The organism is Streptomyces tuirus (assembly GCF_014701095.1).
Lineage (GTDB): Bacteria > Actinomycetota > Actinomycetes > Streptomycetales > Streptomycetaceae > Streptomyces > Streptomyces tuirus.
In genome coordinates this window covers 7,446,028-7,457,448 of sequence record NZ_AP023439.1, presented here as the reverse complement: position 1 = coordinate 7,457,448, position 11,421 = coordinate 7,446,028, and the positions used below count along the sequence as shown (strand labels likewise).

Genomic DNA, 11,421 nt, shown 5'->3' with positions numbered 1-11,421 from the left:
GGCTCCCAAAGCTTCCAGTGGTCCTAGTGGGCCACCGCGGCCGCGCCGTGCTCGTCGACGAGCGCGCCGGTGGTGAAACGGTCGAGCGAGAAGGGGGCGTTGAGCGGATGCGGGGTGTCGTGGGCGATGGTGTGGGCGTAGACCCAGCCGACACCGGGCGTGGCCTTGAAACCGCCGGTTCCCCAGCCGCAGTTGAGGTAGAGGTTGTCCACCGGGCTGAGGCCGATGATCGGTGAGGCGTCGGGGCTGACGTCGACGATGCCGCCCCAGGTGCGCAGGACATGGGCGCGGGCGAAGACCGGGAAGAGTTCCAGGGCCGCCGCCATCTGCTCCTCGATGATGTGGAAGGCGCCGCGCTGGGTGTAGGAGTTGTAGGCGTCGATGCCCGCGCCCATCACCAGCTCGCCCTTGTGCGCCTGGCTGACGTAGACGTGGACGGCGTTGGACATGACCACCGTCGGGTGGACCGGTTCCAGCAGCTCCGACACCAGCGCCTGCAAGGGGTGGCTCTGCACCGGGAGTTCGATGCCCGCCATGGCCGCGAGGACAGAGGTGTGGCCCGCCGAGCAGAGCGCCACCTTGCCCGCGGCGATCGGGCCCCGGGTGGTCCGGACTCCGACCACCCGGTTGCCGACCACGTCGAGGCCGGTGACCTCGCAGTTCTGGATGATGTCGATGCCGGCGGCGTCGGCGGAGCGGGCCAGGCCCCAGGCGACGTGGTCGTGCTTGGCGATGCCCGCTCGGGGCTGGTAGGTGGCGCCGAGGACGGGATAGCGCACGTCCGGGGAGATGTTGACGATCGGGCAGACGTCCTTGACGCCGTCCGCGTCGAGCCACTCGGCGTCCACGCCGTTGAGGCGGTTGGCCTCGACGCGGCGCACACTGTCGCGGACGTCCTGGAGGCTGTGGGCGAGGTTCAGTACGCCGCGCTGGGAGAAGAGGATCGGGTAGTCGAGTTCGTCCGCCAGGCCTTCCCACAGCTTGAGGGCGTGCTCGTAGATGCCGGCGCTCTCGTCCCAGAGGTAGTTGGAGCGGATGATCGTGGTGTTGCGGGCCATGTTGCCGCCCGCCAGCCAGCCCTTCTCCAGCACGGCGACGTTGGTGATGCCGTGGTTCTTCGCGAGGTAGTGGGCGGTGGCCAGGCCGTGTCCGCCGCCACCCACGATGACGACGTCGTACGAGCGCTTCGGCTCGGGGTTGCGCCACAGCCAGTCGGGGTGTTCGGGAAGCTCGGCGCCGGGGGTGCGGGGGCTCATCGGGCGTCTCCGTTGTCGGACAGGTGCGGGTAGAGCGGGTGCTTGGCGGCCAGGGCCTCCGTGCGGGCACGCAAGGCGGTCACGTCCGGCTCCGGCTGGAGGGCGAGGGCGATGACGTCCGCGACCTCGGCGAAGTCCTCCTCGGTGAAGCCGCGGGTGGCCAGAGCCGGGGTGCCGATGCGCAGGCCCGAGGTGACCAAGGGCGGGCGCGGGTCGAAGGGCACGGCGTTGCGGTTGACGGTGATGCCGATCTCGTGGAGCAGGTCCTCGGCCTGACGGCCGTCGAGCTCGGAGTCGCGCAGGTCGACCAGGACGAGGTGGACGTCCGTGCCGCCGGTCAGCACCTTGACTCCGGCGGCCGCCGCGTCCGCCCGGGTGAGGCGTTCGGCGAGGATGCGGGCGCCGGCGAGCGTCCGCGCCTGGCGTTCGGCGAACTCCGGTGTCGCGGCGACCTTGAACGACACCGCCTTGGCGGCGATGACGTGCTCCAGCGGGCCGCCCTGCATGCCGGGGAACACCGCCGAGTTGATCTTCTTGGCGAGGCCGGCCTCGTCGGTGAGGATGACGCCGCCGCGCGGGCCGCCGAGTGTCTTGTGCGTCGTGGTGGTCGTGACGTGGGCGTGCGGTACGGGGCTCGGGTGCAGGCCGGCCGCCACCAGTCCGGCGAAGTGCGCCATGTCGACCATCAGCAGGGCGCCCACCTCGTCGGCGATCCGGCGGAAGGCCGCGAAGTCCAGCTGCCTGGGGTACGCCGACCAGCCCGCGATGATCATCTTGGGGCGGTGCTCCTTGGCGAGCCGCTCGACCTCGTCCATGTCGACGAGGTTGTCCGCCTCGGACACGTGGTACGGCACGACGTTGAGCATCTTGCCGCTGTAGTTGATGCGCATGCCGTGGGTGAGGTGCCCGCCGTGCGCGAGGTCGAGCCCGAGGACGGTGTCGCCGGGCTGGAGCAGGGCGAAGAAGACGGCGGTGTTCGCCTGGGCGCCCGAGTGCGGCTGCACGTTGGCGAAGCCGGCGCCGAAGAGGGACTTGACGCGCTCGATGGCCAGCCGCTCGGTGACGTCGACGTGTTCGCAGCCGCCGTAGTAGCGGCGGCCGGGGTAGCCCTCGGCGTACTTGTTGGTCGCGACCGAACCCTGGGCCTCCATCACGGCGGACGGCGCGAAGTTCTCGGAGGCGATCATCTCGAGGGTGGACTGCTGGCGGTGCAGCTCGGCGCGGAGCGCGGCGTGGACCTCGGGGTCCAGCTCCGCCAAGGGGGTGTTCAGCGCGTTCATACGGCGTTCGCGTTCCTCTCCGCGGCGTCCGGGTGGATGTCCCCGACCAGGCCCTGGTCGGTGCGGGTGATGCCGACGTCGGGGACGGCCGCGCCGGGGCGCGGCATGTCCTTGGTGATCAGTCCGGGGCCGTCGAGGAGTTGTGCAGTCACCGGGTGGGTTCCTTCCAACGAGGCTGTGGTGGAACGGCCTTCAGGGGGCGCGGGGAACTGTGCGACAAGCCACGACGCACCCGCAGACGAAAACTCACCCACGAAGACGGGACATCGACGGATCGAACAACGGCTCCTCAGCAACAACCGCCTCGACGGACTGATCGAAGTACCCGATGTGCACCACGGTCCCCGGCTCCGCAAGCTCCACCGGCAGCCACGCGTAGGCAATGCCCTTGCCGATCGTGTAGCCGTAAGCGGCACTGGTGACGTACCCCACCGCACAGTCCCCGTCGTACACCGGCTCCTTGCCCATGACGACGGCCTTCGGGTCGTCGATCGTGAGACAGGTCAGCTTCCGCCGGACCTCGGACTTGCGCCGCTCCAACGCCGCCTTCCCCACGAAGTCGTCCTTGTCGAGCTTCACGGCGAAGCCGACACCGGCCTCGTACGGATCGTGTTCGTACGTCATGTCCGTGCCGAAGGACCGGTAGCCCTTCTCCAGCCGGAGGCTGTTGAAGGCGCCCCGCCCGGCCGCGATGCCGCCCAGCGGCTCGGCCGCCTGCCACAGCGTGTCCCACAGCTTCTGCCCCAGGTCGGCGGTGGTGTACAGCTCCCAGCCGAGCTCACCGACGTACGACAGGCGCATCGCGGTGACGGGCACGGAGCCGATGTGGGCGCGCTGGGCGCGGAAGTACTTCAGGCCGGTCGCCGAGAAGTCCGCGTCGGTGAGCGGCTGGAGGACGTCGCGGGCGCGCGGTCCCCACAGACCGATGCAGCAGGTGCCGGGGGTGATGTCGCGGACCTGGACCGTGCCGTCGACGGGGAGGTGGCGGGTGAACCAGTCGAGGTCCAGGTTGCCGTTGGCGCCGACCTGGAAGAGGTCGGGGGCCAGCCGGGCGACGGTGACGTCGCTGCGGATACCGCCGTCGTGGTCGAGGAGCAGCGTGTACGTCACCGAGCCCACGGACTTGGCGACCTTGCCGGTGCACAGCCGCTCCAGGAACGCGCCGGCGCCGCGCCCGCTGACCTCCAGCCGCTTGAGGGCCGTCATGTCGTACATCGCGACGGTCTCGCGGGTGGTCTGGGCCTCGGCGGCGACGATGGGCGACCAGTACTTCGCGGCCCAGTCGTTGGGGGTGACGATGGAACGGCCCTCGACCAGGCCCGCGTTGGCCTCGTACCACTGCGGGCGTTCCCAGCCGTTCGCCTCCAGGAAGAAGGCGCCCAGTTCCCGCTGGCGGGTCTGGAACGGGCTGGTGCGGATCGGGCGGGGGTCCCCGGACGGTTGCAGCGGGTGCAGGATGTCGTAGACCTCGACGAAGTTCTGGCAGTCGCGGGCCAGTACGTACTCCGGTGAGAGCTGGTGCGGTTCAAAGCGGTTGACGTCGCACTCGTGCAGGTCGAAGGAGGAGCAGTAGCCGTCGACGAGCCATTCGGCCATGGCCTTCCCGACGCCGGCGGAGTGCGTGACCCAGACGGCCTCGGCGACCCAGAAGCCCTTGACGTCCGGGGATTCGCCGAGCAGGGGCAGGCCGTCGGTGGTGAAGGAGAACAGGCCGTTGATGCCTTCCTCGACCTTGGCGTCCTTCGTCGCCGGGAGCAGTGACTGCGTCTCGGTCCAGGCCTCCTCGAAGTCCTCCTCGGTGAACTTCAGGACGGAGGGCATCTCGTCGGACTCGTCCACGGAGAGGATGTCGTCGGCGGAGACCGGCATGGGGCGGTGGCCGTAGTAGCCGATGCCCAGGCCGTCGAAGCGGTCGCGGTAGTAGAGGTCGGCGTCCTGGTGGCGCAGGATCGGGCGGACCGCCTCCTGCGTCTGCCCGGCCAGGGCGGGGACCGGGCCCGTCCAGGCGAGCTGGTGGGCAAGCGGGGTGAGCGGGAGGTTCATGCCGGCCATGCGGGCGATCTTCGGGCCCCAGATGCCCGCGCAGCACACGACGATGTCGGCGGGGATCTCGCCCTGGTCGGTGAGGACGCCGGTCACCTCGCCCTCGGCCTGCCGGATGTCGAGGACTTCGTGGCGGGCGAGGAAGCTGACGCCGCGCTCGGTGGCCCGGCGGATCTGCGCCTCGACGGCGAGGACCGCCTTGGCGAGGCCGTCCGTCGGCACGTGGAGGCCGGCGAGGACCTTGTCCGGGTTGACGAGCGGGTGCTGTGCGACGCACTCCTCGGTGGTCAGCAGCCGGGACTCGATGCCCCAGGAGGCGAGCCAGCCGTGGCGTCGCTGGAGTTCGGTGACGCGCTCCGGGCCGGTGGCCACCTCCAGGCCGCCGACCTGGAGGAAGCAGGGCTGCCCGTCGACGTCCAGTGAGCACAGCTTCTCGACGGTGTAACGGGCCATCTCGGTCATGGTCTTGGAGGCGTTGGTCTGGAAGACCAGGCCCGGGGCGTGCGACGAGGAGCCCCCGGTGGCGGGCAGTGGGCCCTGGTCGACCACGGTCACTTCGGTCCAGCCGCGCGCGGAGATCTCGTCGGCGAGCGCCGCCCCCACGACGCCCGCTCCGATGATGACCACCCGGGGTCCCGCCATCGCCGCACCTCCGACGTTGAAAGCGATCCAGTTGCTGTCTACGCAACAGGGTTCAGGTTGCGCAACTCAATGTGCCCGCCGTGCATCGGCGTGTCAAGAGGTCCGCGACGCCGGAAAATCACCTGGCCGCGACGGGGAGGTACCAGCGCAAAACGACGAGGCCCGGCAGGCTGACGACACAGCCTGCCGGGCCTCCGCGGCCGGACTCACACGGGCGTTCCCGCGCGCTCCCGGAATTCATTCGCAGTGCATCGGTCTTCAGGCCGGTGGTGAAGCGAATCTGGTGGTGTCGACGCGGAGCGTCGCCGCATCTGGTCCGGCGGCGCCGGACACCGCGGTTCTTCGCCCGCGGCGCGGAGCGCCGGGAGGGCTTCTCCCGGCGGAGCCGGGCGGTGCTCACACCGGCCGGTTCTGCTGTTCGATGTACTGCCTGACCACGGAGAGCTCGGCACCGCCGCCGGTTCCGACGAAGTAGGACGCGGACCAGAGCTTGTTGGCCCGCCAGTAATGGCGCACCAGGTCGGGGAACTCCTGACGGAGGCCGCGGGACGAGACGCCCTTGAGGGAGTTGACCAGCTTGGTCACGGCGACCTTGGGCGGAAAGTTCACCAGCAGGTGGACGTGATTGGCCTCCCCGTTGAACTCCACCAGGTCGCACTCGAAGTCCGTACACACCGACCGCATGATCTCCTCCATCCGCCTCAAGTGGGCATCGGTGAAGACTTTGTGCCGGAACTTGGTCACGAAGACCGAGTACACATGCATCACGAAAGCACAGTGGCGACCAGTTCTGATCTCCTGCATCTCACCCATAACCCGAGCACGTAGGGTGACGATCATGCAGCTCAGGTACAGCTTCCGCGTGTACCCGGACACCGGCCAGCAGACTGCGTTGGCGAAGGCGTTCGGGTGCGCCCGTGTCGTGTTCAACGACGCGGTCCGCGCCCGCGAAGACGCCCGAAGGTCCGCACAGCCGTTCCCGACGGCCGGCCATCTGTCCCGGAAGCTGATCACCGAGGCGAAGCGGACAGCGGAACGGTCCTGGCTGGGCGAGGTGTCCGCCGTCGTCCTCCAGCAGTCCCTGCGGGACGCCGAGGCCGCCTACAAGAACTTCTTCGCCTCCCTCAAGGGCGCCCGTAAAGGACCGAAACTGGGCCCGCCCCGTTTCAAGTCGCGCAAGGACGCCCGACAGTCGATCCGTTTCACTGCCAACGCCCGCTGGAGCATCACCGACCGTGGCCGTCTGAGCCTGCCGAAGATCGGCGCGGTGAAGGTGAAATGGTCCCGCACCCTGCCCGCCACGCCCACCTCCGTCACCGTCGTCAAGGACGCGGCCGGCAGATATTTCGCCTCCTTCGTCATCGACACCGACCCGGACGCCGACGCGGCACAGATGCCGGAGAACGACCGCACCATCGGCATCGATCTCGGCCTGACCCACTTCGCGGTCCTCTCCGACGGCACGAAGATCGACTCCCCGCGCTTCCTGCGGCGCGCGGAGAAGAAAGTCAAGAAGGCCCAAAAGGAACTGTCCCGCAAGCAGAAGGGGTCCAAGAACCGGGACAAGGCCCGCCTGAAGGCCGCCCGCGCCCACGCCAAGGTCGCCGACGCGCGCCGTGAGTTCCACCACCAGCTCTCCACGAAGCTGATCTCCGAGAACCAAGGGATCGCCGTGGAGGACCTGTCGGTGGCGGGACTGGCCCGTACGAGGCTGGCCAAGTCCGTGCACGACGCCGGATGGTCATCGTTCATCAGCATGCTGGAGTACAAAGCGGAACGGTACGGCCGCACCCTGGTCAGGATCGGCCGGTTCGAACCGACGTCCCAGACCTGCTCGACCTGTGGTGTGAAGGACGGACCCAAACCCCTGAACGTGCGGGAATGGACCTGTACCGCCTGCGGCACCGTCCACGACCGGGACACCAACGCCGCGATCAATGTGAAGACGGCCGCCGGACTGGCGGTATCGGCCTGCGGAGCGCCGGTGAGACCAGGAGAAATCCCGGCACAGCGCGAAGAAGCAGGAAGCCACGGATTCCCTACCGGAAACCGTGCCGCGTAGCGGCACAGCAACCGGTTAGGGAAGGCCAGAATCCTCGGGCTTCAGCCCGAGGAGCAAGTCAATTGATCCAGGCGTCGACCTTGTCGCGGTTGGCCTCGACCCACTTCTTCGCCGCGGCCTCGGGCGCCATCTTGTCCACCGCGATGTACTTGGCCACGGTGTTCTGGTCGTCGTTGGTCCAGGTGAAGTTCTTCACCAGGTCATAGGCGGGGCTGCCGGACTTGGCGAACTTCGCGCTGACGATCTTGTCGAGTTCGTACACGGGGTAGTCGCAGGCGACCTTCTCCGCGTCGGCGTCGCAGCCCTCCTTGTACTCGGGGAGGCTGACCTTCTTCAGCGGCACCTCGGACAGGAACCACTGCGGCTCGTAGAAGTAGCCGATCACCCATTCCTTGTTCTTCTCTGCATTGCGGTACGCCTGGATAAGCGCGGTCTCGCTGCCCGCGTACACCACCTTGAAGTCCAGCTTGAGATTCTTGACGAGGGCCTCGTCGTTGGTGACGTACGAGGGGTCGCCGTCGAGGAGCTGGCCCTTGCCGCCCGACTCCGAGGTCTTGAACTTCGACGCGTATTTGTCGAGGTTCTTCCAGTCGGTGATGTCGGGGTGCGCCTTGGCCAGCCACGGCGGCACGTACCAGCCGATGAGGCCCTTGTTGCCGGTCGGACCGGCCTCGACGGCCGTCTTCTGTTCGGTGATGTACTTCTTCTTCAGGTCGTCGTGGCCCCAGTTCTCCACGACGGCGTCGACCTCACCCGTGCCGAAGCCCTGCCAGGCGATCTCCTCCTTGAGGTCCTTCTGCTCGACCTTGCAGCCGAGGTCGTGTTCGGCGACGTAGGCGAGGACCGCCGCGTTCGCCTCGTAGCCCACCCACGGGTTGATCGCGAGGTTGAAGGTTCCGCATGTGCCCGAGCTGCCCGAGCCGGCCGCGCTGTCGTCGCCGACCTTCGCGCCCCCGCAAGCCGTGAGGGTGAGGCCGAGGACGGCCAGGCCGGCCGCGCCGGCTCTCCAGTGTCGTGCCATGGTGAGGTGCTCCTTATGCCCCGGCGCGGCGAGCCGCTGCCTGAGTGATCCGGTCGAACATGACTCCGAGCAGGACGATGGCGAGTCCGGCCGCCAGTCCCTTGCCGTACAGCTGGCCCTGCGAGAACCCGGCCACGACGTCGTAGCCGAGGGCGCCCGCTCCCACCAGGCCGCCCACCACGACCATCGAGAGCACGTAGATCAGGCCCTGGTTGGTCGCGAGGGTCAGGGCTCCGCGTGACATGGGCAGCTGGACCTTGGTGATGATCTGCCAGGTGTTGCATCCGGTGGACATCGCCGCTTCGACGGTGGTCCCGGGCACGGCCCGCACCCCGTCGGCGATGATTTTGATCGCGACGGGCGCCGCGTAGACGATCGCCGCGACGATGGCCGTGAACCGTGTCGCGCCGAACAGCGCGAGGAACGGCACGAGATAGACGAACGGCGGCATGACCTGCGCCGCGTCCAGCGTGGGCCTGAGCAGCCGGTCGACGAGCGCGCTGCGGCCCATCCACACCCCGAGGACGACGCCGAGCAGCATCACGAGCACGGTCGCCACCGCGGTGGACGCCAGGGTCGTCATGGCGTCCGACCACACACCGGTGCCGATGAGCAGGCCCACGCACACGGCGGTGGTGAGCCCGGCACGCCATCCGCCGAGCACCGTGCCGAGCGCGGCGAGGGCGGCGCCCACGAGCCACCACGGGGAGTCCGTCAGCACGGTCTGGAAGGGGTTGAGCAGGCCGGTGGTGAGGATGTCCCGGAAGGCGTTGGTCAGTCCCGACAGGTTGTCCTGTGCCCAGGTGGTCACATCGGTCGCCGCCCTGGCGATGGTGCTTCCGGTGCTGCCCTCGCCGGGGAACTCGGCCGCCCACAGATACGTGTGCGACAGGTACACCAGGACCGCGGCCATCACTCCCCCGGCCACCATGAGCTGCCGCCGCCACTTGAGGAAGGAACTGTCCGAGCCCCGGGCCGAGTCGGCCCGTCCGCTCGCGGCGGTGGTGACCCGGTCCAGCACGATGGCCAGGACGACGATGGCGAGTCCGGCGTTGAAGGCCGTGCCGACGTCCAGCGACTGCAGGGCCTGGACGACGGTCGCTCCGAGGCCGGGCGCGTTGATCAGGGCCGCGATGGTCACCATGGCCAGGGCGGCCATGATGGTCTGGTTGACGCCCATCACCACGGTGCGCTGGGACATCGGAAGCAGGACCTTCAGCAGCGCCTGACGCCGCGTCGCGCCCATCGAGTCCGCCGCCTCCACGGTGGTCTCGGGCACCGACCGGATGGCGTGGGCGGTGATGCGGATCGCGGGTGGTGCCGCGTAGATCGCCGTGGCGATGGTGGCGGAGGCCGGGCCGATCAGGAAGAACAGGGTCAGGGGCGCCAGATAGACGAAGGTGGGCATCGTCTGCATGAAGTCCAGGAACGGCGTCATGATCCGGTTGACCCGGTCGGACAGCCCGGCCCACACGCCCAGGGGAAGGGCGAACAGCAGTGCCACGAACACCGCGGAGAGGGTCAGCGCCAGCGTGTCCATGCTTTCCTGCCAGAGGCCCTGGAGGCCGAGGAAGGTGAAGCCGGCGACGGTCAGCAGCGCGACCCGCCAGTTGCCCACGGCCCAGGAGACGTAGCCGACGATGCCCACGACACCGAGCCAGCCGATCTGCGGAACCGGGCGGCCCGCGGCCGGCTGCGAGATCAGCTCCTGGACGAAGGTCACCAGGGAGTCGATGACCAGGCGGATCTCGTTGAAGAAGTAGAGGAAGAGCGGGTTGGAGTTGCGGTTCGCCCCGATGGAGTCGTTGACGTCGTTGAACCACCGGTGCAGGTCGGTCAGATCGGCCGCGGCGAGGGACAGGGTCTGCTTGCCGCGCAGCACGGCGAAGAGGGCGAGCCAGACGACCAGGATCGCGGCCACGATCATCGAGCGGCTGACCGTGCGCGCCCGCCGGGCGGGAGCGGGCGGCTCCTCGGTCCCGGTTCTCTCCGGCCTCCCGGCCTTCTGCACGGCGACGGTCATCACGCGTCGCCTTCCTGCCCGGCGACCACCGCGAGGATCTCGTCGTCGCCGACGATGCCGAGCAGCTTGCCGTTCTCGACGACTTTGACCGGCTTGTCGGCCGCGAGCACCGCTCGCGTGGCCTCCTTCACCACGACGTCCGGGCCGAGTTCGGGACCGTCCAGGGGGTCGTCCGGCTCCGCGGGGCGCATGATCCACCGCAGGGTCAGCACGTCACCGCGGGGCACGTCCCTGACGAAGTCCCGTACGTAGTCGTCCGCGGGGGCGCCGACCAGTTCGTCGCCGGTGCCGCACTGGACCGTCTTGCCGTCGCGCATGATGAGGATGCGGTCGCCCAAACGCAGTGCCTCGGACAGGTCGTGGGTGATGAACACCATCGTCTTGCCGACCTCGCGGTGCAGCCGGACGACCTCGTTCTGCATGTCCCGGCGGATCAGCGGGTCGAGCGCCGAGAAGGGTTCGTCGAAGAGGAGGACGTCGGGGTCGCCGGCCAGGGCGCGGGCGAGGCCCACACGCTGCTGCATGCCGCCGGAGAGCTGGTCGGGGTAGGAGTTCTCGTACCCGGACAGGCCGACGAGTTCGACGACCTCCAGGGCGCGCTTGGTGCGCTCGGCTCTGCTCATGCCGCGGATCTCCAGGCCGAAGGCCACGTTGTCGACGACCCGGCGGTGCGGCAGCAGCCCGAAGTGCTGGAAGACCATGGAGAACTTGCTGCGGCGCAGTTCGCGCAGGCGGCTCGCGTCCGCGTCGCGGATGTCCTCGCCCTCGAAGAGGATCTCGCCGGCGGTGGGTTCGATGAGCCGGGTCAGACAGCGCACCAGCGTGGACTTGCCGGAGCCGGACAGACCCATCACGACGAACACCTCGCCGGGTGCGACGTCGAAGTGCACGTCGCGCACGGCGGCCGTACATCCGGTGCGGTCCATCAGTTCGCGCCGGGTGAGTCCCCGCAGCTCCTCGGATCCGGGTACGTGGGCCGCCTTCGGCCCGAACACCTTCCACAGTGCGCGTACGGAGATGACCGGCGTGGGTGCCGAGTCCTGGGGGGTGTCGCGCCGCCGCGGCGCCTCGGTCGTTGCTGGGGTCATGTTCGA

At 68.9% G+C, this 11,421-nt stretch carries 8 protein-coding genes and 1 pseudogene; 1 reads left to right on the top strand and 8 read right to left on the bottom strand.

The window, feature by feature from the left end:
• Positions 1–23: 23 nt before the first annotated feature.
• The 5 genes and pseudogenes from IGS69_RS33890 to tnpA all read right to left on the bottom strand — a co-directional run bounded on the left by IGS69_RS33890 (position 24) and on the right by tnpA (position 6,034).
• Positions 24–1,256, bottom strand: a complete 1,233-nt coding sequence (locus tag IGS69_RS33890) for a sarcosine oxidase subunit beta family protein (RefSeq protein ID WP_190904258.1) — start codon at positions 1,254–1,256, stop codon at positions 24–26.
• The gene (gene glyA, locus IGS69_RS33885; RefSeq protein ID WP_190904257.1) at positions 1,253–2,536 is read right to left on the bottom strand and encodes a serine hydroxymethyltransferase; all 1,284 of its coding nucleotides are present in this window, start codon (positions 2,534–2,536) and stop codon (positions 1,253–1,255) included. Before glyA ends, IGS69_RS33890 begins: the two co-directional genes overlap by 4 nt.
• 17 nt (positions 2,537–2,553) lie before the next feature.
• Positions 2,554–2,664: pseudogene (locus tag IGS69_RS34915) on the bottom strand (bifunctional methylenetetrahydrofolate dehydrogenase/methenyltetrahydrofolate cyclohydrolase); the annotation flags it as partial.
• A 118-nt stretch (positions 2,665–2,782) separates the two neighbouring features.
• Positions 2,783–5,221 (bottom strand): GcvT family protein, encoded by a 2,439-nt coding sequence (locus tag IGS69_RS33875; protein ID WP_190904256.1) that lies wholly within the window; start codon positions 5,219–5,221, stop codon positions 2,783–2,785.
• A 396-nt stretch (positions 5,222–5,617) separates the two neighbouring features.
• Positions 5,618–6,034 (bottom strand): IS200/IS605 family transposase, encoded by a 417-nt coding sequence (gene tnpA, locus IGS69_RS33870; protein ID WP_190904255.1) that lies wholly within the window; start codon positions 6,032–6,034, stop codon positions 5,618–5,620.
• A 25-nt stretch (positions 6,035–6,059) separates the two neighbouring features.
• Here tnpA and IGS69_RS33865 point away from each other — a divergent pair, with 25 nt between their 5' ends.
• On the top strand, positions 6,060–7,283 hold the full coding sequence (locus IGS69_RS33865; protein ID WP_190904254.1) for an RNA-guided endonuclease InsQ/TnpB family protein: 1,224 nt from the start codon (positions 6,060–6,062) through the stop codon (positions 7,281–7,283).
• Positions 7,284–7,341: 58 nt separating this feature from the next.
• On the opposite strand, the gene IGS69_RS33860 is transcribed toward IGS69_RS33865, so the two are convergent.
• From IGS69_RS33860 to IGS69_RS33850, 3 genes are read right to left on the bottom strand one after another with little or no spacing between them, the layout of a single operon-like run.
• Complete coding sequence (locus IGS69_RS33860) at positions 7,342–8,304, bottom strand: ABC transporter substrate-binding protein (RefSeq protein ID WP_190904253.1); 963 nt, start codon at positions 8,302–8,304, stop codon at positions 7,342–7,344.
• Between the two features lie 13 nt (positions 8,305–8,317).
• Positions 8,318–10,327, bottom strand: coding sequence for an ABC transporter permease (locus IGS69_RS33855; protein WP_190904252.1), 2,010 nt, complete (start codon positions 10,325–10,327; stop codon positions 8,318–8,320).
• The gene (locus IGS69_RS33850) at positions 10,327–11,415 is read right to left on the bottom strand and encodes a quaternary amine ABC transporter ATP-binding protein (protein ID WP_190904251.1); all 1,089 of its coding nucleotides are present in this window, start codon (positions 11,413–11,415) and stop codon (positions 10,327–10,329) included. Before IGS69_RS33850 ends, IGS69_RS33855 begins: the two co-directional genes overlap by 1 nt.
• Between the last annotated feature and the right edge of the window lie 6 nt (positions 11,416–11,421).

Excerpts from the sequence above, each read along its gene's own strand:
- glyA (WP_190904257.1), bottom strand. The coding sequence starts at position 2,536 with ATGAACGCGCTGAACACCCCCTTGGCGGAGCTGGACCCCGAGGTCCAC.
- IGS69_RS33860 (WP_190904253.1), bottom strand. The coding sequence starts at position 8,304 with ATGGCACGACACTGGAGAGCCGGCGCGGCCGGCCTGGCCGTCCTCGGC.
- IGS69_RS33850 (WP_190904251.1), bottom strand. The coding sequence starts at position 11,415 with ATGACCCCAGCAACGACCGAGGCGCCGCGGCGGCGCGACACCCCCCAG.
- IGS69_RS33855 (WP_190904252.1), bottom strand. The coding sequence starts at position 10,327 with ATGACCGTCGCCGTGCAGAAGGCCGGGAGGCCGGAGAGAACCGGGACC.
- IGS69_RS33865 (WP_190904254.1), top strand. The coding sequence starts at position 6,060 with ATGCAGCTCAGGTACAGCTTCCGCGTGTACCCGGACACCGGCCAGCAG.
- IGS69_RS33875 (WP_190904256.1), bottom strand. The coding sequence starts at position 5,221 with ATGGCGGGACCCCGGGTGGTCATCATCGGAGCGGGCGTCGTGGGGGCG.
- tnpA (WP_190904255.1), bottom strand. The coding sequence starts at position 6,034 with ATGGGTGAGATGCAGGAGATCAGAACTGGTCGCCACTGTGCTTTCGTG.
- IGS69_RS33890 (WP_190904258.1), bottom strand. The coding sequence starts at position 1,256 with ATGAGCCCCCGCACCCCCGGCGCCGAGCTTCCCGAACACCCCGACTGG.